21 protein-coding genes are annotated in these 23,058 nt (G+C 50.3%); 12 read left to right on the forward strand and 9 right to left on the reverse strand.

The window, feature by feature from the left end; all coding sequences use genetic code 11:
- Positions 1-51 precede the first annotated feature (51 nt).
- Genes fabG through P2W84_RS09440 form a run of 3 tightly spaced genes read left to right on the forward strand, consistent with a single transcriptional unit; the run spans position 52 to position 3,495 of the window.
- The gene (gene fabG, locus P2W84_RS09430) at positions 52-795 is read left to right on the forward strand and encodes a 3-oxoacyl-[acyl-carrier-protein] reductase (protein ID WP_276089866.1); all 744 of its coding nucleotides are present in this window, start codon (positions 52-54) and stop codon (positions 793-795) included.
- A 2-nt stretch (positions 796-797) separates the two neighbouring features.
- Positions 798-2,873, forward strand: a complete 2,076-nt coding sequence (locus P2W84_RS09435; protein ID WP_276089867.1) for a hypothetical protein — start codon at positions 798-800, stop codon at positions 2,871-2,873.
- A 10-nt stretch (positions 2,874-2,883) separates the two neighbouring features.
- Positions 2,884-3,495, forward strand: a complete 612-nt coding sequence (locus P2W84_RS09440) for a trimeric intracellular cation channel family protein (protein ID WP_276089868.1) — start codon at positions 2,884-2,886, stop codon at positions 3,493-3,495.
- 43 nt (positions 3,496-3,538) lie between these two features.
- Here P2W84_RS09440 and P2W84_RS09445 read toward each other — a convergent pair whose 3' ends face one another.
- The 6 genes from P2W84_RS09445 to carA all read right to left on the reverse strand — a co-directional run bounded on the left by P2W84_RS09445 (position 3,539) and on the right by carA (position 8,732).
- The gene (locus tag P2W84_RS09445) at positions 3,539-3,838 is read right to left on the reverse strand and encodes a septum formation initiator family protein (protein ID WP_276089869.1); all 300 of its coding nucleotides are present in this window, start codon (positions 3,836-3,838) and stop codon (positions 3,539-3,541) included.
- A 146-nt stretch (positions 3,839-3,984) separates the two neighbouring features.
- Positions 3,985-4,161, reverse strand: coding sequence for a histone H1 (locus P2W84_RS09450; protein WP_276089870.1), 177 nt, complete (start codon positions 4,159-4,161; stop codon positions 3,985-3,987).
- 178 nt (positions 4,162-4,339) lie between these two features.
- Entirely contained in the window at positions 4,340-5,638 is a 1,299-nt protein-coding gene (eno, locus tag P2W84_RS09455; protein WP_276089871.1) for a phosphopyruvate hydratase, read from the reverse strand.
- A gap of 113 nt (positions 5,639-5,751) precedes the next feature.
- On the reverse strand, positions 5,752-6,840 hold the full coding sequence (locus tag P2W84_RS09460; protein ID WP_276089872.1) for an ABC transporter permease: 1,089 nt from the start codon (positions 6,838-6,840) through the stop codon (positions 5,752-5,754).
- A gap of 10 nt (positions 6,841-6,850) precedes the next feature.
- Positions 6,851-7,615, reverse strand: coding sequence for an ABC transporter ATP-binding protein (locus P2W84_RS09465; protein ID WP_276089873.1), 765 nt, complete (start codon positions 7,613-7,615; stop codon positions 6,851-6,853).
- A gap of 4 nt (positions 7,616-7,619) precedes the next feature.
- Positions 7,620-8,732, reverse strand: coding sequence for a glutamine-hydrolyzing carbamoyl-phosphate synthase small subunit (gene carA / locus P2W84_RS09470; protein WP_276089874.1), 1,113 nt, complete (start codon positions 8,730-8,732; stop codon positions 7,620-7,622).
- A gap of 166 nt (positions 8,733-8,898) precedes the next feature.
- On the opposite strand from carA, the gene panB reads away from it, so the two are divergent.
- Positions 8,899-9,714 carry a 3-methyl-2-oxobutanoate hydroxymethyltransferase gene (panB, locus tag P2W84_RS09475; RefSeq protein ID WP_276089875.1) on the forward strand — a complete coding sequence of 272 codons (816 nt, stop codon included), beginning with the start codon at positions 8,899-8,901 and terminating at the stop codon, positions 9,712-9,714.
- Between the two features lie 26 nt (positions 9,715-9,740).
- On the forward strand, positions 9,741-10,427 hold the full coding sequence (locus tag P2W84_RS09480; RefSeq protein WP_276089876.1) for an RluA family pseudouridine synthase: 687 nt from the start codon (positions 9,741-9,743) through the stop codon (positions 10,425-10,427).
- A gap of 18 nt (positions 10,428-10,445) precedes the next feature.
- Here P2W84_RS09480 and P2W84_RS09485 read toward each other — a convergent pair whose 3' ends face one another.
- Positions 10,446-10,955 (reverse strand): hypothetical protein, encoded by a 510-nt coding sequence (locus tag P2W84_RS09485; RefSeq protein ID WP_276089877.1) that lies wholly within the window; start codon positions 10,953-10,955, stop codon positions 10,446-10,448.
- Between the two features lie 72 nt (positions 10,956-11,027).
- Between P2W84_RS09485 and P2W84_RS09490 the strand changes: the two genes are divergently transcribed.
- Both P2W84_RS09490 and P2W84_RS09495 read left to right on the forward strand, forming a co-directional pair.
- Complete coding sequence (locus tag P2W84_RS09490; RefSeq protein ID WP_276089878.1) at positions 11,028-13,415, forward strand: ATP-binding protein; 2,388 nt, start codon at positions 11,028-11,030, stop codon at positions 13,413-13,415.
- Between the two features lie 60 nt (positions 13,416-13,475).
- Positions 13,476-14,033, forward strand: coding sequence for an HPP family protein (locus tag P2W84_RS09495; RefSeq protein ID WP_276089879.1), 558 nt, complete (start codon positions 13,476-13,478; stop codon positions 14,031-14,033).
- Between the two features lie 155 nt (positions 14,034-14,188).
- Here P2W84_RS09495 and P2W84_RS09500 read toward each other — a convergent pair whose 3' ends face one another.
- Positions 14,189-16,288: a TonB-dependent receptor gene (locus P2W84_RS09500; RefSeq protein ID WP_276089880.1), complete on the reverse strand. Its 2,100-nt coding sequence runs from the start codon at positions 16,286-16,288 to the stop codon at positions 14,189-14,191.
- 194 nt (positions 16,289-16,482) lie between these two features.
- Between P2W84_RS09500 and P2W84_RS09505 the strand changes: the two genes are divergently transcribed.
- Both P2W84_RS09505 and P2W84_RS09510 read left to right on the forward strand, forming a co-directional pair.
- Positions 16,483-18,702, forward strand: a complete 2,220-nt coding sequence (locus P2W84_RS09505) for an NADP-dependent isocitrate dehydrogenase (protein WP_276089881.1) — start codon at positions 16,483-16,485, stop codon at positions 18,700-18,702.
- Positions 18,703-18,805: 103 nt separating this feature from the next.
- Positions 18,806-19,213 (forward strand): hypothetical protein, encoded by a 408-nt coding sequence (locus P2W84_RS09510; RefSeq protein ID WP_276089882.1) that lies wholly within the window; start codon positions 18,806-18,808, stop codon positions 19,211-19,213.
- On the opposite strand, the gene P2W84_RS09515 is transcribed toward P2W84_RS09510, so the two are convergent.
- Positions 19,210-21,027 carry a DNA polymerase III subunit gamma/tau gene (locus tag P2W84_RS09515; RefSeq protein WP_276089883.1) on the reverse strand — a complete coding sequence of 606 codons (1,818 nt, stop codon included), beginning with the start codon at positions 21,025-21,027 and terminating at the stop codon, positions 19,210-19,212. The genes P2W84_RS09510 and P2W84_RS09515 overlap by 4 nt on opposite strands.
- Before the next feature lie 54 nt (positions 21,028-21,081).
- Between P2W84_RS09515 and P2W84_RS09520 the strand changes: the two genes are divergently transcribed.
- The 3 genes from P2W84_RS09520 (at position 21,082) to rpsR (ending at position 23,052) form a co-directional block, all read left to right on the forward strand.
- On the forward strand, positions 21,082-22,347 hold the full coding sequence (locus tag P2W84_RS09520) for a hypothetical protein (RefSeq protein WP_276089884.1): 1,266 nt from the start codon (positions 21,082-21,084) through the stop codon (positions 22,345-22,347).
- 82 nt (positions 22,348-22,429) lie between these two features.
- The gene (rpsF, locus tag P2W84_RS09525; protein WP_276089885.1) at positions 22,430-22,789 is read left to right on the forward strand and encodes a 30S ribosomal protein S6; all 360 of its coding nucleotides are present in this window, start codon (positions 22,430-22,432) and stop codon (positions 22,787-22,789) included.
- Positions 22,789-23,052: a 30S ribosomal protein S18 gene (rpsR, locus tag P2W84_RS09530; protein ID WP_276089886.1), complete on the forward strand. Its 264-nt coding sequence runs from the start codon at positions 22,789-22,791 to the stop codon at positions 23,050-23,052. The genes rpsF and rpsR overlap by 1 nt, the downstream gene beginning before the upstream one ends.
- The last annotated feature ends 6 nt before the right edge of the window (positions 23,053-23,058 follow it).

Here is a 23,058-nt window from a genome sequence, read left to right on the forward strand (position 1 = left end):
TTTGACACCGATTCGTATATTCAACCAAATAAAAATATTCAAATTAACAACATGAAGTTATTAGCAGGAAAAACGGCACTGGTTACAGGTGCATCTAAAGGTATCGGCCGCAAGATCGCCGAGAAATTTGCAGAACAGGGTGCCAACGTGGCCTTCACTTACCTTTCATCGGTAGAAAAAGGACAGGCACTTGAGGAGGAACTGCAGTCCTTTGGCACCAAGGTAAAAGGTTACCGTTCCGATGCTTCGAAATTTGCTGAGGCAGAACAGCTGATCAATGCTGTCGTCGCCGATTTTGGTACCATAGATATCGTCGTAAACAATGCCGGTATTACCAAAGATGGCCTGCTGATGCGTATGACCGAGGAAAACTGGGACGAAGTACTGGACGTTAACCTGAAGTCAGTTTTCAATGTCACCAAGGCGGCATCCAAGGTCATGATGAAGGCCCGCAAGGGATCTATCATCAATATGAGCTCTGTCGTAGGTGTCCAGGGCAATGCCGGTCAGGCCAATTATGCGGCCTCAAAGGCAGGTATCATCGGCTTCTCTAAATCGGTAGCAAAGGAACTTGGCTCAAGAAACATCCGTACAAACGTAGTTGCACCAGGGTTCATCCGCACCGAAATGACCGACGTGCTTGATCCTAAGGTAGTACAGGGCTGGGAAGAGGGAATCCCGTTGAAACGTGCGGGAGAGACTGACGATGTGGCCAACGTATGCGTATTCCTGGCTTCGGATATGAGCGCTTATGTAACCGGACAGGTGATCTCAGTCTGCGGCGGCATGTTGTAGCCATGGATGGCGCTTTCACCATAGTTACTTTACTGGGAAGCCTGCTTGCAGGTATCCTTCTGGCCTGGCTGCTTTACGGCAGGTCCAGCCATCTGGATAAGCCGCTGCGGCTGGGCCTTGCCGTTTTACGCAGCCTGGTGATTACTGGAATCGGCTTCCTTTTGTTTTTTCCCCTGGTCAGGAGCATTGCTTACCGCCTGGAAAAGCCGGTGATCGTCATCGGCCAGGATAACTCCCTTTCCGTCAGCCAGGTCAGTCCTGCGGGTTTCGATCCCAAACGTTACCGGCAGCAATTGGAAGCACTCAAAGAACAACTCAGTAAAGACTATGATGTAAAGGTCTATCATTTCAGTGATCGTGTAGGCAATGGGTTTGAATTCGCCGGCAAGGGTACGTTTACCAACGGCACACGGTTTATGAACCAGATCGTGGATGGCCTGGTGAACCGTAATGTGGGAGCGGTCATACTGGCCACCGACGGTATTTTTAACCGGGGGGGCAGCCCCCTGGCCGAGGCAGAAAGACTTAAGGCTCCGGTTTATACCATCGCTTTGGGCGATACAGTTCCCAAAAAGGATTTGCTTATTGCCAATGTAAACTACAACAACCTGGTTTACCTCGACAACGAATTTACGATAGAAGTACAGATTCAGGCTTTTGCGGCAAAAGGAACTGCAGCGCGGTTAACTGTTACCGAAGGCAGCAAACCGGTACTCGAAAGCCGTGTAGACATCACTTCAGAAGCCTTTGTGCAACAGATACCGCTCAAATTAAAGGCAAAGAAACTTGGCCTGCAGAAATATACCCTGAGCCTGGGCAGCCTGCCAGGTGAAATCTCCATACAAAACAATACACAGCAGATCTTCATTGAAGTAATTGACGCCCGGAATAAGGTTTTACTGGCGGCAGCAGGGCCTCATCCCGATCTTTCTGCCTTAAAGCAGGCGATTTCCAGCAATAAAAATTACGAACTGAAGGTGGCCATTGGCCAGGAGGCCGATGCGGCTAACCCTGACGGTTATAGTCTGGTCATCCTATATCAGCTTCCCGGTATTCATCAGGAGGGAAAGGGCCTGGTTTCGGCCTTGCAGCGGAGCAATACCCCGGCCTGGTATATCCTGGGGGCGCAAAGTAGCCTCAGTGACTTTAACCAGGTCCAAAAGCAGGCGACTTACAATGGCACCACGACTACGCTCCAGGATGTTTTTGCCGAACCAGATCCCAGTTTTACCTTGTTCAGCCTGCATCCGGCAGCTGCGAAAGTACTTGCGTCCTTCGATCCCCTGCAGGCCCCCCTGGGTAAAATTGTACCTCTTTCCACTGCTACGGTAGCACTTACCCAGCGTATCGGTAAGATCAGAACCGGCCAGCCCCTGCTTTTTTTCAGCAACGACAATGGACGCAAGGCCGGCTATCTCGCAGGTGAAGGGCTTTGGCGCTGGAGGTTGTCCGAAGCAGAAGATCCTGCACGCGCAGGCGTCACCGATCAGTTGATCAGCGCAACGGTTCAGTACCTTTCTGTAAGGGATGACAAACGTAAGTTCAGGGTCTACCCGGCTAAGGCTACCTTTGAAGAAAACGAGAACGTGATCCTCAATGCAGTACTGTACAACGACAGTTATCAGGCCGTCAATACCCCGGATGTCAGTATTTCGCTGCAGAACGATGCCGGCAAACGTTACCGGTTCCTTTTCTCAAAGAAGGAAAACACCTATCAGCTCGATGCGGGCGCATTACCAGCCGGCAGTTATCGCTATGAGGCGTCCGTCAGGTTGGGGAATGCAGCGTATTCGGCGAAAGGTGAATTTCATATACAACTGCTCAATACAGAATTTCAGCAGACAATTGCGAACCATCAGCTTCTGCATACTTTATCTTCACAAACCGGCGGTAAGCTATATATGCCCGTCAACCTGTTGAAAATAGCAGATGAAATCAGGGCGAATGAGCAGATCAGGACCATCAGCTATGAAGACCGGAATTACCGCGAACTTATTAACTTTAAATGGGTGTTCGCCCTCATCCTGCTGCTGTTAAGCGCGGAATGGTTCCTGCGCAAACAGAACGGGGAAACTTAAAAACAGGCTTATGCAGATCGATACCATGGATGCCATCGAGATACTGGGGACTATTTCCTTCGCCATATCAGGGTCCTTTGCTGCCATGCAGCGCAGGCTGGATCCTTTTGGCGTACTGATCATCGCATTTGTTACCTCTATAGGAGGGGGTACCGTACGTGACCTCCTTCTGGGCGATACCCCTGTGGCCTGGATGCGTAACGTCAATTACTCGCTGCTGATCCTGCTTACCTCTATTGCAACGATCTTTTTCAAAACGCACATCAAGAAATTTAAGGTCACGTTATTTTTGTTCGATTCTATGGGACTGGGCTTGTTTACCATGTTTGGCGTACAAAAGGCAATTACCTTCGGCCTCAGTCCGGGCATCTGCATTGCACTGGGCACCATTACAGGATGCTTCGGAGGGATCATCAGAGACACATTGCTCAATACGATTCCACTGATCTTCCGCCAGGAAGTTTATGCCACAGCCTGTATATTAGGTGGGGTCCTGTATTTTATACTGCTTTATTTCAACTTAGGAGAAAACGTGGCAAAGATTGTTGTCATCGCCTTCATATTCGTTTTCAGGATCATCGTTGTCAGGTACAAGATCACTTTACCCAAATTCAGGTACTGATCAGCCATCACGCTACAGGAAACACATTGCCGGAGTAGGGTACTTAGTTTTTGGGATGTTCCTTAACGATCACAAAGACATCCTCATTGTCCTTCTTCATGAAGTACTTTTCCCTGGCGAACTTTTCGGCGGTTCCCAGGTCGGTATTCAGTTCGTCAAGATCTTTTTTTACCTTGGCGATTTCTTTGACATAGAAGTCCTTTTCTTCCTGGAGCTTATTCACTGCGCTCCTGTATTCATATTGTGCAATGACATCATTTTTGTCAAAAAACAACATCCATACTGCGAAAGCAGCCACGGCCAGGAAATATTTATTGCGGGCAAGTTCCAGTAGACGTTCCATACTACCAAAGTTATAAAAAGTCATTGCGTATCCGCAAAAAAATCTTCCACTTATCCACATATGGCCATCGCGAAGGGTAAAACTGGCCAATTTAAACAAAAAAAAGCCCCGTATCTCCTACAGGGCTTATTAAAACGTGACCGATCTTACTTCGCGTTTTTCTTCTCCGTAATTTCATTGCGGATTTCCTGTGCAAGTGTTTTGATGTCTTGCATAGCCTTCCGGGTGCGTGTTCCTGCTGCACCATTTGCCGCACTGTAAAATTTTCCTGCATCAGCTTCAGCTGCTGCAACAAGCTCTTTTAATTTAGTGAATTTTTCCATTATTCTTTAAATAATTAATTTGATAATTGCCTGGTTTATACAAACCATAGCGGGACTTATTGTAAACTTATATATTTTCCTCTGAAAACTGCAAAAATTACAAAATAAAAAACCCCGGGATTTCCGGGGTTTTTGTACTTGTCTGTCAGGAAAAGTCAGTTCCTGATCTGTAAGCGGATTACTTCTTAATGGCGTACTTAAAATTTTTGCCGATAAAACGTGCCGCATCGCCCAGTTCTTCTTCAATACGAAGCAGCTGGTTGTATTTAGCGATCCTGTCAGAACGTGAAGCAGAACCTGTCTTGATCTGTCCGCAGTTCAGCGCTACAGCCAGGTCGGCGATGGTCACATCCTCGGTCTCACCGGAACGGTGTGACATTACAGAAGTATAGCCATTGGTCTGTGCCAGCGAAACCGCATTGATGGTTTCTGTAAGTGAACCGATCTGGTTTACCTTAACCAGGATAGAGTTGGCCGTAGCGTTATCTATACCTGTTTGCAGACGCTTTACATTCGTTACAAACAAATCGTCACCGACCAGCTGTACGCGGTCACCGATCTTCTCGGTCAGCAGCTTCCAGCCTGCCCAGTCGTCTTCACCCATACCATCTTCTATCGAAATGATCGGATATTTCTCAGTCAGGGAAGCCAGGTAGTCGGCCTGCTCAGCGCTGGTGCGAATAGCTCCTTTGTCGCCTTCAAATTTAGTATAATCGTATTTTCCGTCCTTATAGAATTCAGAAGCCGCACAGTCGAAAGCAAGGCAGATCTGCTCGCCGGGCTTATAGCCAGCTTTCTCGATCGCTTTCAGGATGGTCTCAACTGCGTCTTCAGTGCCGTCAAAGGTAGGTGCAAAACCACCTTCATCACCCACAGCAGTAGAAAGCCCCCTGTCATGCAGGATAGATTTCAGGTTGTGGAACACCTCAGCACCCCAGCGCAGGGCCTCAGAGAAAGAAGAAGCGCCAACCGGCATGATCATAAACTCCTGGAATGCGATAGGTGCATCAGAGTGAGATCCGCCATTGACGATGTTCATCATCGGGATCGGCAGGGTATTGGCATTCACACCACCAATGTAACGGTACAGCGGCTGACGGCTTTCCTGCGCAGCAGCCTTAGCCACAGCCAGGGAAACACCAAGAATCGCATTTGCACCCAGGTTACCTTTATTTTCAGTTCCGTCCAGCCTGATCATCAGGCTGTCGATCGCATTCTGCTCGAATACGTCAATACCCTTCAGTTCAGCGGCAATCTTGTCATTTACATTGGCTACAGCTTTCAGCACACCTTTGCCCAGGTAAACTTTTTTGTCACCGTCCCTAAGCTCAACAGCTTCGTGGGCGCCGGTAGAAGCACCGGAAGGTACTGCTGCACGGCCAAGTACGCCATTTTCTGTAATTACGTCTACTTCGATCGTAGGGTTGCCACGGGAGTCAAGGATTTGCCGTGCACGAACATCAATTATTAAACTCATTTTTATTGGTTTTTTTAGTTAATCAGCCATTGGTCTTAGTGTACAAAGTACAATTACCAGGACGGCTTCCAAAGTTATAATAAATTTTAAATTTTCGTGACCGAAATTAAATTTTATTCCCACTTGAAAACCTTCACCGCCACCGCGTAAACGCCTATGCCCCAAACAGCAATGATCAGGATTTGCTGTTTCACATCCCACAGTCCCGCACCCTCAAAAGCGACCTTCCGCATCGCATCGTTCAGGTAGGTCAGTGGCAAAGCCCTGCTGATGGGCTGTAACCAGGAGGGAAAGGCCTCAATAGAAAAGAAAGTACCCGATAACAGGAACTGCGGCAAAGTAATGATATTGGAAATAGGAGGGATCGTACTTTCACTTTTGGCGATACCCGACACCACAAAACCAAAGCCCATGAATACGATCAGGCCCATCAGCGAGAGCAACAGCATATTGATCACCGTGACCGCGCCGTGAACCAGCGTAAAGTGAAAGCAAAAATGTCCGACCAGGATAATGAATACTGCACCAAGTAATGCAAAACCGATCCTGGCAATACCTTCCCCGAACACAATGCTCGACCGTTTTACCGGAGTAGCGAAAAAGCGCTTGATTACCAGGTTCTGCCTCAGGCTGAAAAACACGAAGGCCGTGCCGAATACACCGGTGCTGAGCAGGGAAAACCCAAGTTGCCCGGGAAGGATAAAATCGATGGTACGGTAAACCCTGCCCTGTACAGTGCTTTCTTTCAGCTCAGCCACCGCAGGTGCCCTGTCCTGCGCATTTACCGAATAGATTAAATTGTTCAGCACCGATTTCAGGATATTTCCCTTATCCACAGAGGCCGAAGTATATTGCACACTGGCCAGAAAGGCAGGCTGTCCCGTATTTCTGCGCACGTCGATCACCGCATCATAACTACCCTTTTCCAGTGCCGTTTTGATCTCCTCGGTGCTCTTGTCGCGGATGAGGTGTACCACGCTTATCTTTTCCAGTGCCGCGATCACCGGGTTCTGTAAATCCGAACCAGGAGCTATTGCTACATCCACACGTACGCGGCCGCCACCCAGGAAGCCGAATACCAGGATAAAGATCAATGGAAAAGCCAGTGTGAATACAACCGCCGAAGGGCTGCGCATGATCGAGCGGAAACTTGCCTTGGCAAGGGCCAGCGTTGCTTTGGTGTTACTATAAGGTCTGTTCATCTGTGTTATATTAACCCTCCCGCCATTCTTTCCCCGTCAGGCTGATGAAAACATCCTCCAGGTTGGCCTTCTTCACTTCCTTCTTACGCTCAAAACCACTGTTTACGAGTTGATCGATCAGGTTGTCAGGGGTATCCAGCACCATGATCTCGCCTTTCTCCACAAAGGCCACGCGGTCACAAAGCTGTTCTGCCTCATCCATATAATGTGTCGTCAGCACTACCGTAGTACCCTGGTCCCTGATTTCTGTAATGAGGTCCCAGAGATTGCGCCTGGCCTGGGGGTCAAGCCCGGTAGTGGGTTCATCCAGGAAAATGATCTTGGGAGAATTGATCAGCGTCGTAGCGATGGAAAACCGCTGTTTCTGACCACCCGAAAGTGCCTTGTATTTTGCCTTTGCCTTGTCCTGCAGGTTCACCTTTTCCAGCATCTCCATCGGTTTCACGTCCGAACCATACAGCCCGGAAAAAAGCTCGATCAGCTCGACCAGGTTCAGGTTTGGATAATAGCCCGCCGCCTGCAACTGAACGCCGATCAGCTGTTTGATCTTACCCGCGTCCGTATCCACAGAAAGGCCATCTACCCAGACCTCACCCGAAGTCTTTTCACGCAAAGTCTCTATGATCTCCAGGGTGGTCGTCTTGCCGGCGCCGTTAGGCCCCAGCAAGCCGAATATCTCGTTTTCAAACACCTCAAAGCTGAGCCCCTTCACCGCGGTGAAGTCGTCATATTTTTTGACCAGGTCCTTTACACTGATGATTGCCCGGGTGCCCATCTGTTTACCAGCCCTCACCGCCTTTCAGCAGGTCCACAAAATCGTCAAAAAGATAGCGTGAATCGTGCGGGCCCGGAGAAGATTCCGGGTGATACTGCACAGAAAAAGCCTTCTTGCCCTTTACCCTGATCCCCTCGATAGACTGGTCATTCAGGTTGATGTGGGTGATCTCCACTTTATCCGAGTTGCGTACATCCTCAGGAACCACACCAAATCCGTGGTTCTGGGAAGTCACCTCGCAGTGGTCTTTAATGATATTTTTAACCGGGTGGTTCAAACCACGGTGTCCGTTGAACATTTTCATTGTGCCGATGCCGTTTGCCTCTGCCAGCAGCTGATGGCCCAGGCAGATCCCGAACATTGGTTTGTCCGCCGCCAGTACCTGCTTCACGGTCTCGATCGCATAAGGCATTGCTGAAGGGTCACCAGGGCCATTCGAAATGAAATAGCCATCTGCACCCCATGCGTTCATTTCCTCAAAAGTGGTTTTGGCCGGGAACACCTTTACATAGACATCCCTGTCGTCGAAGTTGCGCAGGATGTTCTTTTTGATACCCAGGTCCAGCGCTGCGATCTTATACTTCGCCTCAGGCGAACCGTAATAGTAAGGCTCCTTGGTCGATACTACAGAAGAAAGCTCCAGTCCGTCCATTGACGGAACTTCCGCAAGCCTGCTTTTCAGCTCGTCCAGATCCGTGATCTCCGACGAAATGATGGCGTTCATCGCACCCTTGTGCCTGATGTGGCGCACCAGTGCACGGGTATCTATATCTGAAATACCTACAATATTTTCATCCTGGAAATAGTCCTGTATCGATTCGGAAGCACCCTTGCGGCTATAACCGATGTTATAGTTCTTGCAGACCAGGCCCGCAATCTTGATGCTTTCTGACTCTACCTCATCCTTATGGATGCCATAATTACCAATATGGGCATTGGTAGTCACCATGATCTGCGCATAGTAAGATGGGTCGGTAAAGATTTCCTGGTACCCTGTCATTCCGGTGTTAAAGCAGATCTCACCTGTAGTCGTCCCGATCTTTCCGGCAGCTTTTCCATAATAAACGGTGCCATCGGCCAGTAACAAAACCGCAGGTAATTTTGTGTAATTAGTCATGTAACAAAGAAAATTTTAAGGTGTAAAAAAAGGAGGATGTGCTGTAGTAGAATCCGTTCATTTCGGGGTACAAATATAAGGCTTTGTAACATTATCCTCCAATTTTTTTTAATGTCCGCCTTTATCAAATGTAAAAACTAATTTTGCCTGACAAAACAAGATCACCATGTCTGTAAATAAAGAAGTTAAGCGTGTAACCACGCATACCCTTCAGGAGATGAAGCTGCGGGGCGAGAAAATCGCCATGCTCACCGCTTACGACTACTCGATGGCTATAATCCTTGACGATGCGGGCCTCGATGTTTTACTGGTGGGCGACTCTGCCTCCAATGTCATGGCCGGGCACGAGACCACGTTGCCCATCACCCTTGATCAGATGATCTACCATGCCCAGAGTGTGGTCAGGGGCGCAAGCCGTGCCTTCGTTGTCGTAGACCTGCCTTTCGGCAGTTACCAGGGAAATTCCAAGGAAGCCCTCAATTCCGCTATCCGCATTATGAAAGAGTCCGGCGCGCATGGTGTGAAACTCGAAGGTGGGGTGGAGATCACGGAATCCGTTTCCCGCATCATCACCGCAGGCATTCCCGTCATGGGCCACCTGGGGCTTACCCCGCAGTCTATTTATAAGTTCGGTACCTATACTGTCCGGGCAAAGGAAGAGGCAGAGGCAGAAAAGCTGCGCAGCGATGCCATGGCTCTGCAGCAGGCAGGGTGTTTTGGTATCGTACTGGAAAAGATCCCCGCATTGCTGGCCCGGGAGGTCACCGAAAACCTGCATATCCCCACCATTGGTATCGGTGCGGGGACCCATTGTGACGGACAGGTACTGGTGGTCAACGATATGATCGGGCTTACCAAGGGCTTCAAACCGCGTTTTCTCCGTCAGTACCTTGACCTTTATGAAGGTATCAAAGGTGCCGCCCAATCCTATATCAGCGATGTAAAGGCCAGGGACTTCCCCAGCGAAAAAGAGCAATATTAAACCAGCAGAGAGAAAGAACCATATTGATGCCTGTAACCGATAAAGACATCCTTTACGAAGATAACCACCTCATTGCTGTCCTTAAGCGCGCAGGTGATATCGTACAGATCGATGAGACTGGTGACGAGCCCCTGGACGAGCAGGTCAAGAAGTATATCGCCACTAAATACAACAAGCCGGGCGGAGCTTTTCTCGGCGTGGTACACCGCTTAGACCGTCCTGTCAGCGGGGTCATCCTTTTTGCCAAAACCAGCAAATCCCTGGAGCGGATGAACCAGATCTTTAAGAACCGGGAAGTTAAAAAGACCTATTGGGCCGTCGTTCGCCGCAAACCGGCAAAGCCCTTCGGTACGCTGGTTCACTGGCTCATTAAGAACCCGCAGAAAAACGTCGTCACCCCATACGATAAAGAAGTGCCCGGAAGTCAGCGCTGTGAACTCAGCTACCGGCTCATTGGCGAACTGGATGGTTATTACCTGATTGAAGTAGACCCGCTTACCGGCCGTTCGCACCAGATCCGGGTGCAGCTTTCCACCATGGGCTGCCCCATCGTCGGCGATAACAAATACGGCTATCCCCGCGGCAGCCGCAAAGGCAGCATCTGCCTTCACGCCCGCAGACTCGAATTTATCCATCCGGTAAAAAAAGAACCGGTCAGCATCTTTGCCAGGCTGCCCAAAGATGGCTTCTGGGAAAAATTCGAGGGTTTTTAGCGTTTACTGAAGCTGCCTTTATTTGCAGGTGATCTCAGACAAAACCACTGCATCTCCGAATTTCAGTTTCGACCGGTCTTTAAAGACCGTCTTTGTTTCCTTTTGCACGACATCGCCAAAACCTTCCACCAGCTTACCGTCCCTTTTCAGGAACACTACCTCACGTACCGATCGCATGCCTTCCGAATCGAAGATGTATTCCGCGATCAGCGTGTCGCCTTTCATTTCCCCCGAAAAGGTTCCCTTGTTCTTGTCCTTTTCATAAAAATTATAGCTCAGCGTACCCGTGTATTCTTCTGCAGCCACATTTAGCTGCATCATCACCGTATCCCTGCCCTTTACATAGGCATAGCACTCGGTGCGGTGGCTTTCCTCAGACTGTCCGTCTTTCGGCTGGGTCGCTGTAAAGGTCGTATCCTCCGCGATCAGTTCCGTGCTGTCTGCTGCCTGGTTGTCCTTTTTTTCGCTGTTACAGGCTGCTATGCATCCTGCAAACAGCATGGCCAGAAAAAGTGGTTTCTTTATCATAGATTAATATTATATTAGCTTTCAATATATAACGTTTTCATTACCCTGTTGTTTTTAATTGACTTGTTGCCAATGACTATAAGAAAAACCAGGGCACTATCTTTCATCTGTCTGTTGCTTTTTGTGGCGACGGGCCGCCTTTCGGCACATCCGCCTGAAGCCAGCCGCAAGGTTTATGCAAAAAATGGCGTACTGGATCTCCGTCAGGAAAATTTTTCAGAAATACTGGCCATATCAGGAGAATTCAAATGTTACTGGCAGCAACTGCTGAAACCTGGAGATGAACCGAAAAGCACGCCGTTCAATGTAAACTTTCCGGGTATCTGGAACCTTTACCCGCAAAATAAGGGGAAGAAAAACCCCGGCTTTGGTTATGCCACTTATTCGCTCATGCTTCTGCTCCCACCAGGCGAAAGAGAACTGCGTCTGGGTATGCCCGACGCCTACTCCGCTTATACACTCTATATCAACGGCGAACTTGCCGCTGCCAACGGAAAGGTAAGCACTTCAGCCGAAGGTTTCGAGCCGCACTGGCAATATCGTTACACAGATCTGCCCAGGCGCACCGATACCATCCGCCTGCTGATCCAGGTGGCAAACTTCTCGCATCACAAAGGAGGATTTAAAGATGAGATCACTATCGGCAACCGGAAGAAAATGGAGCTTGCCCGTCAGCGGGACGGCGCAGTAGATGTCTTTCTAACCGGATGTCTTTTTATGGGCGGACTGTTTTTTCTCGGCCTCTACCTGCGGGGCAGCCGAGATAAGGCCATCCTGCTGTTCTCGCTGTACTCCATCGTGTTCAGTTACCGTATTGCCGGAGTAGACAATTATGTACTGCATACCATTTTTCCAGACCTCAGCTGGTACATCACGATAAGACTGGAATACCTCAGTCTTTTTCTCGGCGTCAGCCTTTTTGCCTTATATACCCGCTACCTCTATCCCAGCGTTGTCAGTCCGCTGGCTGTCGGTCTTGTCACCATACTTTGCGCTGCTTTCGCACTCAGTTCACTGCTGATGCCGCCGGTATGGTTTAGCCAGCTCATCAATCCTTTCCTGGTGGTCATGGTCTTTTGTATTGTCTATACCTCCTTTATCTACATCAAGGCCTTCCGCAGGAGGCTGCCCGGGGCTGTTTATGCACTCTGGAGTTCCGTTGCGCTCATGGGCGTCTTTGCGATCTCGCTCTTACACTACTGGGGGATTACGCATGCGCTACAAGTGCTCAATTTTATGAGCTATATCGGTTTTTTCTTCCTGCAGTCCATGGTGCTCTCCCACAGGGTATCCTTCGTCCTGAAAAAGGCACAACTGGAAGCGGAACAGGGGCTAAAGATCAAAAGTGAATTTCTGAGCAATATGAGTCATGAGATCAGGACCCCGCTTAACTCTGTAATCGGAATCAGCCATATCCTCCTGGAAAACAATCCCCGTGAAGACCAGGCCCGCCAGCTGGAGATCATGCTGTTTTCCGCCAACCACCTGCTCACCATCGTGAACGACATTCTCGACTACAACAAGATAGAGGCAGGGAAAGTCCGTTTTGAACACATTGAAATGGACATTGCATCCGTCGCTTCCAATGTAGTTACCGGTTTACAGGCGGAAGCCGAGAAAAAGCAACTGGAACTTTACCTGCAACTGGACGAAGCGCTGAAGAACAAAGTTACAGGGGATCCTACGCGCATGTTTCAGGTGCTTAACAACTTGGTACATAACGCGATAAAGTTTACTCATGCCGGTTCAGTGGGTCTGATCGTCAAGGTGCTCAGAGAAACCGCACAACACGTCAGCCTGCGGTTTGCGGTAAAGGATACAGGCATCGGCATTTCAGAAGCCCACCAGAAGATCATTTTTGAACGCTTCACACAGGCCGATTCTTCAACCTCACGAGGTTTCGGGGGCACTGGCCTGGGACTTGCCATCTGCAAAAGGATACTCGAACTCCAGGAGTCGGAGCTGAAACTGAACAGCAGCCCGGGAAAAGGCTCCACGTTCTACTTCGATCTTACCTTCGAAAAGCACCTTTCGGTCGTACCTGTTGTCCCGGAAAAGCAGCGGCAATTGCCCCATAAGGATGAAAAGCCGCTGGAGGGTATCCATATCCTGCTGGTGGAAGACAACCCGGTCAATGTCATGGTAGCCCGAAATTTCCTCAGGTCGTGGGGTGCGGGGGTAGATGTAGCCGAAAACGGTGAACAGGCCCTGGCACTGCTCGATACCTCCCGTCACCGTCTTGTCCTGATGGATCTGCACATGCCGGTAATGGACGGGTATGAGTCTGCAAGGCTTATGCGGGCTTCAGGCATCCGGATTCCCATCATCGCACTCACCGCTAACCTGCCGGGAGAAGTGAGCGGAGAAGTATATGCCGCGGGGATGGACGATATGGTGGTAAAGCCATTTTTGCCCGCGGTACTTTATAATAAGGTATGGAATTACGTCTTCCCTGATTAAACAGGATACGGGCGGAAGATAATGACCGAATATGTTATTTTTGCGCCCAAAAAATAGCCAATGCCAAGAAGACTGATCAGGAGGCAATTCCGCAAGGCCAGGTACGTGCTGTATCGTGAAACCCTTATCGATGTAAAGGAACACATATTAACTTTTATAGGGGCATTTACAGGTATCGGGCTCATCGGCCTGCTGAATAGCCAATATCTGGTCGTTAACGACAACATTTACCTGATCGGCTCCTTCGGTGCTTCCTCTGTACTGATCTATGGGATCATCAACAGTCCGCTCGCCCAGCCCCGCAACCTTATCGGTGGGCATGTGCTGAGCGCTTTGGTCGGTGTCACCGTTCAGAAGCTGGCGGGAGGTGAACCCTGGCTGGCCTGTGCCCTGGCAGTTTCCGTATCTATTGTTGTCATGCAGATGACCAAAACCCTGCACCCCCCCGGCGGGGCTACCGCGCTGATCGCTGTTACCGGCGGCGAAAAGATCAAGGCTCTGGGCTATCTGTATGTCTTGTCACCGGTATTTTCAGGAGTGTTTATCCTGCTGGCAGTGGCGATGGTGTTTAACAACCTCCGGCACCGGAAATATCCGCACCGCAGTTTTTTCAGGTAAAGAAGCAAAGATCTGAACCAGTATTGATCCCTTTCCTGCCAGAGATCCGGAAGGGCACTGCTATGCGTTTGCTGCGGCCCGGACCGTGTCAAAGCCGTAGTAAAGCCGAAGCAAACCCGTAGCAAAGCCGGAGCAGATAATAGCTCATTTAGATTTTACTTCCTGAATTTTACGGCCAGTCCACCGTAGAAATTGCGTTTTGCTGCGGCGTTGAAATAGCGGTTGCCCACGGCATTCAAGTCGTTGCCCAGGCTGTAAGTCTGGTTGAGCAGGTTGTCGCCACCGGCAAAGAGTTCAAGTGTGGTGGTCCCGATGCGCAGGTTTTTCCAGCCGATCCTGGCCTGCAGCAAATGATACTTGCGGGCATAAACGGAATTGGCGTCGTTGAGCGGGATGCTGGAGGTATAATTGTGCTGGAAAAAGACATATACGGCATGGGGTAGCTGCAGTTCTGCGCTGCTGACCACTACGGTCCTCGGTACCCCGGTCAGGGCGTTTCCGGAATAGTCGTTGTTGCCGCTTACGTAATCACCAAACCTGAACCTGCTCAGGGTATAGGCATTGCGCAGCAGAAAACCTCTCACGATGCCCTGGCCGCGCAGTGGAAGCAGCTGGTAAGACATACCGGTTTCCAGGCCCCACTGGCTGGTGCCACCGGCATTGATAAAGTATTCCCGGTCAGCCTGGTCCAGCCGCCTGACGATGGCATCGCGCAGCTGATAATGAAAGCCGTTCAGATCGGCGAAGAAACGGCCGTCCATTGTTTGCAGCCGGAAACCTGTCTCGTAGCTCCAGCCGTATTCGGGCTGAAGGCTGGTGTTGATCACATTATTGGAAGCACGCACTTCGGCAAGGGTGGGCGGCGAGTAGCCTTTGCTTGCGGATGCCCGCAGGGAGAATGCGTTGCTGATGAGGTAGGAAACCGCAGCGCGGGGCATCAGCTGGGTGTCAAAGGCTACAGTTTTACGGGCAATCGCTACCGGGGCGGTACTTTTGTAATCGTAGCCGTAGAGGTTCAGGCTTGCAGACAGTTCGATCAGCAGTTTATCATACAGGTCTGCGGTGAGTTGCAGGAAGCCGAAGCTGGCGTCTGCATGGAGTTTATCAGTTGCCTGAACTGCTGCGGGGGTGCCGAAGTTGTTGTCATAGTTGTTGAACCCGGTGCCGGTGGTCATGCTTTCTAGACCGGCATTGACCTTCCACCTGGCGTTTGTGGTTTGTAAGGCATATTCCAGGTAGGATCGGAGCCCAAGCGTGGTCTCCATACGGTGTTCGTAATTGGTAATGAAGGGGTTTTTAAAATCGGTATAACTGCCATAAACGGAAAGCACATGACGGAAGTGCTCGCTGATGGCCCAGTTATTGGAGAGCCCTGCGTAGAATGTCTTGCTGTAAATGCCGGCCCGCTGCTCGATGGCGCTGCGGGTGGCGGGGGTGGACGGCCTGGATGCCTGCGGATTGGCGGTAAACTGAGCTGCAGTGAGACCACCTGGTGTATTGTAGTGTAAATCAGAATAGAAAAGCAGGGCTTTTAAGGAGGCATTGGTGGCGTAATCGAACTGCTGGAAAGTTTGCAGGTATTTCCGGTCCATAGCGCTGTGTTCGCGGTAGCCATCGCTGCGTTGATAGGCCTGAGTGATGTTGAAACGGTAACGTCTGTATTGCTGATTTAAGAAAGCGCTTTCCCGAAACGTGCCATAGGAGCCGCCTTCTGCGGAAAACTGCGCAAGTGTGCTGCCAGGCTGCCCTGGCTGGCCGAAACCGGTGCTTCCGGTCGGCTGGACGAGTACGACGCCGCCGGAATTGGCTCCGAAGATACTGCTTTGGGGACCTTTAAGTACCTGCAGCGCAGTGGTGCCGGACACATCCAGTGCATTGAGATAGCTGTTGCCGCCTGCATCTGTGAGCGGGAAATCATCGAAATAGATCTTGACGTTACGGACGCCAAATGGCGACCGGAGCAGACTGCCCCTGATGGAGAGCCGGTAGCTTCCGGGGGAACGTTCCTCCATGCGGACACCGGATAGGGTATTCAGGGTACTGACGAGCGAAGTTGAGGGCTGCTTGTCCAGCACGGTGGTATCTGCAATGCCGACGCTGCCGGTGGCCCTTTGCAGGGAAACGGGGCTGAAATAGGGCCGGATGATGACTTCCTGCAGATGGGTTGCGGTATCCGTCTTGCTTTTCTGGGCCAGCAGTGTGCTGACGGTGAAGGTCAAACCAAAGGCGATGCTGAAGGTCAAAAAGATTCTCATGCTCAACAAAGCTAAGATTTCGCGGCATAATTTTGTTTCTGTATCCGTTAATTTACCCCTGGCGTCACCAGGTGCCGAATTTATCCGGATGGCTTCAGTTGTTAAATTTTGTTATATCTTTAGGCGTTTTTTAACCCGGGCGGGCAGCTGCTGCGGCCTGCCTGATTACTTACCTTAATAATTTAGTATTCAGTATGTCAGGTACATCAAAAATTATCTATACCAAGACCGATGAGGCGCCTATGCTGGCGACTTATTCTTTATTGCCGATCGTTCAGGCCTTTACGGCATCTGCAGGGATCGATGTGGAAACACGGGACATTTCGCTTGCCGGAAGGATCCTGGCCAATTTCCCCGAGTTTTTAAAGGAGGACCAGCGGATTGGAGATGCACTGACGGAACTGGGCAATCTGGCGACTACGCCGGAGGCCAATATCATCAAACTGCCGAATATTTCTGCTTCTATCCCTCAGCTGAAAGCTGCGATAACCGAATTGCAGGCGCAGGGATTTGCGGTGCCAAACTATCCGGAGGATGCACAGACTGCGGAAGAGAAAGAGATAAAGGCCAAATACACTAAGGTACTGGGATCGGCAGTGAACCCTGTGCTGCGCGAAGGTAACTCTGACCGCAGGGCGCCAAAGGCAGTGAAGAACTATGCGAAGGCAAACCCGCATTCGATGGGGGCCTGGTCTCCGGAGTCTAAGACGCGTGTGCTGAGCATGAGCGAAGGTGATTTTTATGGTTCTGAAAAGTCGGTGACGGTAGAAGCGGCGACTCAGTTTAAGATCGAGTTTGTGGCTGAAGATGGTGCTGTGACGGAACTGAAAGGACTGAGCCCGCTGAAGGCAGGAGAGGTGATCGACAGTTCGGTGATGAGCCTGTCTGCACTGAAGGCTTTTGTGGCTGATGCGATCGCTTCGGCCAAGGCAGAGGGCGTACTGCTTTCTGCTCACCTGAAGGCAACAATGATGAAGGTTTCCGACCCGATTATCTTCGGTGCGATCGTAGAGGTATACTTCGCTGACGTATTTGAAAAATATGCTCAGCTTTTTAGCGAATTGAACGTAGATACCCGCAACGGTCTTGGTGACGTCTATGCGAAAATTGCCGGGCATCCGCAGGAGGCTGAGGTGAAGGCGGCGATCGACGCGGCCATTGCTGCAGGTCCTGACCTGGCTATGGTGAACTCAGATAAGGGAATTACCAACCTGCATGTGCCATCAGATGTGATCGTGGATGCTTCCATGCCGGCAATGATCCGGTCTTCAGGACAAATGTGGAATAAGGAAGGCAAGCTTGAGGATACGATCGCGGTTATTCCGGACCGCAATTATGCAGGAGTCTATACCGCTACGATCGAAGATTGCAAGGCACACGGCGCTTTTGATGTGAAGACCATGGGCTCGGTACCCAACGTAGGTCTGATGGCGCAGAAGGCAGAGGAATACGGCTCCCATGACAAGACATTCCAGGCTGCGGCTAAGGGTGTGATCCGGGTGACGGATGCTTCCGGCAAGGTGTTCTTCGAGCAGCCGGTTGCGCAGGGAGATATTTTCAGGATGTGCCAGACCAAGGATGCACCGATACAGGACTGGGTGAAGCTGGCGGTAAACCGTGCGCGCCTGTCTGCTACTCCGGCGGTTTTCTGGCTGGATGAGAACCGTGCACATGACCGCGAGATCATTAAGAAAGTCAATAAATACCTGCCTGATTTCGATACCAACGGGCTGGATATCCGTATCCTGTCACCGGTTGAGGCAACGAAGTTTTCACTGGAGCGGATCCGCAAAGGTGAGGATACGATTTCGGTAACGGGCAATGTATTGCGTGATTACCTGACCGATTTGTTCCCCATCCTGGAGCTGGGCACTTCTGCGAAGATGCTGTCTATTGTGCCTTTGATGAACGGAGGCGGCCTGTTTGAAACGGGGGCAGGGGGTTCTGCGCCTAAGCATGTGGAGCAGTTTATACAGGAAGGTTACCTGCGCTGGGACTCGCTGGGTGAGTTCCTGGCCCTTGCGGTTTCGCTGGAGCATCTGGGACAGACCCAGGGCAATGCGAAGGCGCTGGTGCTGGCCGAAACACTGGATGCCGCAACCGAGAAATTCCTTGCCAATGACAAATCGCCTGCGCGTAAGGTAGGCCAGATTGATAACCGTGGTTCGCATTTCTACCTGGCATTATACTGGGCAGAAGCGTTGGCCGCCCAGAGTAAGGATGCGGAACTTCAGGCTAAGTTTGCCCCGCTGGCGAAGGTACTGGCTGAAAATGAAGCGAAGATTGCTGCCGAACTGATCGCTGCCCAGGGTAAGCCGCAGGATATCGGCGGTTATTATAACCCGGATGAAACAAAGACTTCGGCTGCCATGCGCCCAAGCGTAACGCTGAACAATGCCCTGGCAGATTTGTAGCCAATCGAATCAGGAATATAAGGAAGACCCGGCCATAAGCCGGGTCTTTTGTTTACAAACAAATCGCCGCAGGCATTGGTTATAGGGATGTAATTCTGACAATATGGAAACCAACAGCAACAACGGCCGGAAGGCTCAGGATAAGATCCATGACTACAACCTGGACGAAACCCAGGACTTTAATGAGTTGTCTTTTGATGAGGAAAAGGACAGTTATGAACTCGATGTAAAAGGGGAAGATAAGGATTATGACCATCCGCTTCCCTATGATACCACCGCGGCAAGCGGCGGCGATGACAACTCGGACTATGACGAGCAGAATCCTTATATCGGCGATGAATATGCCAGGAAAGATGAGCTTGCAGAAAACAGGCTGGATGACCTGGGTATGCATGTGGACAATGGGGAGAGTGTAGCGGTTGACCCTGAGGACGAATATTTGTCCAGGACACCGGAAGATTACCGTGATGACCTGGATGAAGAGGGATATCCGGTCAATGACAGGCCTTAGGTATTGATATCCAGGTTGAACAGCCGGCGCATTTCTTCCAGTTTGGGGTTTTTCCCGACGAGGTACTGGTATTTCTCTCCGCTGGTATAGAGGCGGTTCACGACCTCGCGTTCAATTTGCCGGGGCCGGATGGTGATGTTGAAGTTCTTCAGGCGCGGCCTGAGGAAATTGAGCAGCTCAATCATTTCTTCCTGCAGCAGGGTTTCCTGTATCTTGTGCTCTACATGGGCGATGATGACATCATCTGCTTCCAGCAGCGGGGCCGCAGTGCTCAGCAGCGTATATACGTTGATCCTGTGGTTTGTCTTTGCCTGCTCCGCGTATTCATTCCACAGCTCGGCCATTTGCGCCTGTGTGAAGGGTTCCTTGTCGTTTCCGGTAAGGTATTTAGGTTCTTCGTCTTCTCCGGCGGCAGCCCTTTCCAGATCGGTAAGCGAGGGGATGAGCAGGCTGGTTTTAGGAAGGGTTACTGGAGTCAGGGCGATTTTCCCGGCAGGGGCAGGGTTTACAGGTACGGCATCAGGCTTGTTGTTATCTGGGTTTTCATTTGCCGGGGCAGCCGTTGTCCCATGGTGCGGGGTTGCAAAATCAGGGCCCGGGCCAGGAACCACAGGTTCAGCAGGCAGTCCTGATGTGACGGGGCTGTTGGAACTCAGATTAGTTTTTTTTTTAATCTGATCTGAGTCAGTTGGTGTATGTGGTTGCTGTGCGAGCTGGATGACCGATGGAATGTGACACATCTTGATCAGCGACAGTTCCACCTGCAGGCGCTGGTTCTTGCTGTTTTTGTAGTGGAGATCACACTGGTTGGCCAGGTTCAGTGCCGTCAGCAGAAAGGAGGTCTGTACCTGCTGACTTTGCCTGATGTATTTTTGCCTGATGTTTTCACTCACCTCAAGCAGACGCGTGGTCTGAGGGTCTTTGGCGACGAGCAGGTTACGCAGATGGCTGGCCAGCCCGTTAATGAAGTTGTTGCCATCGAAGCCATTGTTCAGTATTTCGTCAAATAACAGCAGGGCCTCACTGACATTGGCGCCGGTAAGCTGATCAGTAAGCCGGAAGTAATAATCGTAATCGAGAATGTTGAGGTTCTCGATCACGGCCTTATAAGTCAGGTTCCGGTTCGTAAAGCTGACGATCTGGTCGAACATAGACAGTGCGTCACGCAGGCCGCCGTCTGCCTTCTGGGCGATAATGTGCAGTCCGTCAGGTTCTGCCTGGATATTTTCGCGGCTGGCGATCTGGCTTAGGTGTCCCGCGATGTCCTCTACCTGTATGCGGTTGAAGTCGAATATCTGGCAGCGGGACAGGATGGTAGGCAGGATCTTATGTTTCTCCGTGGTGGCCAGGATGAAGATGGCATAGGAAGGTGGTTCTTCCAGCGTCTTCAGGAAAGCATTGAAGGCGTTGGCCGAGAGCATATGCACCTCATCGATGATGTAGGTCTTGTATTTACCGGCCTGGGGCGGTATCCTGACCTGTTCGATGAGGCTCCTGATGTCGTCCACAGAATTATTGGAAGCGGCATCGAGTTCATGGAAGTTGAAAGAATGACCGGTCTGAAAGGATATACAGGACTCACAGGTCCCGCAGGCTTCCATATCGGCCGTAGGGCTTGTACAGTTAATGGTCTTGGCCAGGATGCGTGCGCAGGTAGTCTTGCCTACGCCGCGCGGGCCACAGAAAAGGAAAGCCTGTGCCAGCTGGTTGTTCTTGATGGCATTTTTTAGCGTGCCTGTGATATGTCCCTGACCCACAACAGTCTCAAACGTTGCCGGGCGGTACTTACGGGCAGAAACGATAAAGTTTTCCATTAGGCGAAATTAAACAAAACATTTATCTTCGCAGCATCTAAAATTAATGCTGATATGAAACTGTGGCTTTCCGGCAAAGCGCTGATTTACCGCTTTCTTTTTTTGTTGTTCCTGGCGGCACCGCTGCTGGGTACGGCGCAGTCCAATTACCTGAAGGGTTATGTCATTACTGTATCCGGGGAGACGTTACAGGGCTATGTAGATTTTAAGGGAACATACCAGACTGCTGAATCACTGAAGTTTAAAAAAGATGAGGATGCCCCTGCGGAAACCTATAATCTGGAAAATTGCCTGGGCTACGGGGTAGACGGCAAGGCATACTATGAACGGTTTACAGTGAACGTGAGCCAGGCCTATACCCGCACCTCCAACCTGAGGCCGGGACTGGATACTTCATACCGCAGGCAAACGGTATTTCTGAAGGTTCTGCAAAGGGGAAAGCCTTTCACGCTCTTCTCATACACCGACGAGATCAAGGAGCGGTTTTACCTGCAAAGCAGCCTGGACAAGGAACCGGTGGAACTGTTCCGCGCGCAGTATCTGACTGGTACCGGTTATGAAGTAAAGGGAGATTACCGCTTCCGGACGCAGCTATTGAATGCCATGACCGCCAATGGTGTGGAAGACAGATATGACATTACCAAACTGGATGTGCTCAGGTATGACGGCAGTGACCTGATCAAGGTGGTTGCTGCAGCTAATGGCCAGCGGCTTCCCCGGGAAACGGCGTCCAGGTTTGCATTTTTTGCGGGTGCCGGAATAAATGTGGCTGAACTGAGCTATAAAGGCAGCCACATACTTAGTGCTGATGACGTCAGGACAAAGAGATCCACGGAATTAATGCTTAACGCAGGCTGTGATCTGTTTCTGGACGCTGAGCGGAAAAGAATAGTGCTCAGGGCCGAACTGGCCTATTTTAGCAGCAAAAACGAGATCCGGAAATCGGAATATATTCATTCTTTTGACGAACGCACCGTTTCCGTGATGCCGCAGGTAATCTATCATTTTTATGCCAGCCGTCCCCTGAGGATTTATGCTGGACTGGGTGGGGTCGTGAATTATACGAACTATCGCAATAACCGTGTTGGAAGGTTTTTTTCTGCGACTGCTGCGGCCCCGGAGATGTTTGAAAGTGAAAACACCCAGCTTGAACCATTCACCGTATCTGCTGTCGGCCGGGTAGGCGTGCTGGTTTCCCGGAGGTTCGAGTTGTCGGCAAATTATATTGCTCCCGCAGAAATCCGCACCTTCGGTGGCTACAGTGTGTTGTTTGCAAGAACGACTTTCGGCTTCTCTTATTTCTTTAAGGGTTATAATTGATTATACGTTTGATTATTAGAAATTTATTGCTATTTTTGCATCCCGCATTCGAAGCGGATGTATAAATAATTAAATTATAACAATGAATCAGTACGAAACTGTTATCGTTCTAACCCCGTTGTTGTCAGAAGAGGTGGCCAAAGAGGTGATTGCAAAATTCACCAAGATCATCACTGACAGCGGAGCCGAAATTGTCCAGGAAGACAATTGGGGTTTGAGAAAATTAGCGTACCCGATCGCTAAAAAAGCAAGCGGGTTCTTTCACCTTACCGAGTACAAAGCCTCAGGTGAATTGATTAGTAAACTGGAACTGGAGCTGAAGCGTGACGAGCGCGTGATGCGTTTCCTGACCGTTAGGCTTGACCGTCATGCGGTTGCCTACAACGAGAAAAAACGTAGCGGAGCTTTTAACAAAAAACCAAAACAGGAGGCTGCAGTATAATGGCAAAGGATCAGATACAATATGTTACCGCTCCTAAAGTGGACGATAACAGGAAGAAATATTGCCGTTTCAAGAAAAATGGCATTAAGTACATTGATTATAAGGATGCAAACTTTTTGCTGAAGTTCGTTAACGAGCAGGGTAAACTTTTACCACGTCGTCTGACCGGTACTTCTTTGAAATTCCAACGCAAGGTGGCACAGGCAGTTAAGCGTGCACGTCACATTGGTTTGTTACCTTTTGTTGCTGACCAATTAAAATAGGAGCTG

Source organism: Pedobacter sp. JY14-1 (assembly GCF_029269825.1).
Lineage (GTDB): Bacteria > Bacteroidota > Bacteroidia > Sphingobacteriales > Sphingobacteriaceae > Pedobacter.

Coding starts and splice junctions, on each gene's coding strand:
- panB (WP_276089875.1), top strand. CDS start 8,899: ATGTCTGTAAATAAAGAAGTTAAGCGTGTAACCACGCATACCCTTCAG.
- P2W84_RS09510 (WP_276089882.1), top strand. CDS start 18,806: ATGGAAACCAACAGCAACAACGGCCGGAAGGCTCAGGATAAGATCCAT.
- P2W84_RS09465 (WP_276089873.1), bottom strand. CDS start 7,615: ATGGGCACCCGGGCAATCATCAGTGTAAAGGACCTGGTCAAAAAATAT.
- P2W84_RS09495 (WP_276089879.1), top strand. CDS start 13,476: ATGCCAAGAAGACTGATCAGGAGGCAATTCCGCAAGGCCAGGTACGTG.
- rpsR (WP_276089886.1), top strand. CDS start 22,789: ATGGCAAAGGATCAGATACAATATGTTACCGCTCCTAAAGTGGACGAT.
- P2W84_RS09440 (WP_276089868.1), top strand. CDS start 2,884: ATGCAGATCGATACCATGGATGCCATCGAGATACTGGGGACTATTTCC.
- P2W84_RS09505 (WP_276089881.1), top strand. CDS start 16,483: ATGTCAGGTACATCAAAAATTATCTATACCAAGACCGATGAGGCGCCT.
- P2W84_RS09515 (WP_276089883.1), bottom strand. CDS start 21,027: ATGGAAAACTTTATCGTTTCTGCCCGTAAGTACCGCCCGGCAACGTTT.
- P2W84_RS09445 (WP_276089869.1), bottom strand. CDS start 3,838: ATGGAACGTCTACTGGAACTTGCCCGCAATAAATATTTCCTGGCCGTG.
- P2W84_RS09435 (WP_276089867.1), top strand. CDS start 798: ATGGATGGCGCTTTCACCATAGTTACTTTACTGGGAAGCCTGCTTGCA.
- P2W84_RS09480 (WP_276089876.1), top strand. CDS start 9,741: ATGCCTGTAACCGATAAAGACATCCTTTACGAAGATAACCACCTCATT.
- carA (WP_276089874.1), bottom strand. CDS start 8,732: ATGACTAATTACACAAAATTACCTGCGGTTTTGTTACTGGCCGATGGC.
- P2W84_RS09450 (WP_276089870.1), bottom strand. CDS start 4,161: ATGGAAAAATTCACTAAATTAAAAGAGCTTGTTGCAGCAGCTGAAGCT.
- P2W84_RS09490 (WP_276089878.1), top strand. CDS start 11,028: ATGACTATAAGAAAAACCAGGGCACTATCTTTCATCTGTCTGTTGCTT.
- P2W84_RS09520 (WP_276089884.1), top strand. CDS start 21,082: ATGAAACTGTGGCTTTCCGGCAAAGCGCTGATTTACCGCTTTCTTTTT.
- fabG (WP_276089866.1), top strand. CDS start 52: ATGAAGTTATTAGCAGGAAAAACGGCACTGGTTACAGGTGCATCTAAA.
- rpsF (WP_276089885.1), top strand. CDS start 22,430: ATGAATCAGTACGAAACTGTTATCGTTCTAACCCCGTTGTTGTCAGAA.
- P2W84_RS09485 (WP_276089877.1), bottom strand. CDS start 10,955: ATGATAAAGAAACCACTTTTTCTGGCCATGCTGTTTGCAGGATGCATA.
- eno (WP_276089871.1), bottom strand. CDS start 5,638: ATGAGTTTAATAATTGATGTTCGTGCACGGCAAATCCTTGACTCCCGT.
- P2W84_RS09460 (WP_276089872.1), bottom strand. CDS start 6,840: ATGAACAGACCTTATAGTAACACCAAAGCAACGCTGGCCCTTGCCAAG.
- P2W84_RS09500 (WP_276089880.1), bottom strand. CDS start 16,288: ATGAGAATCTTTTTGACCTTCAGCATCGCCTTTGGTTTGACCTTCACC.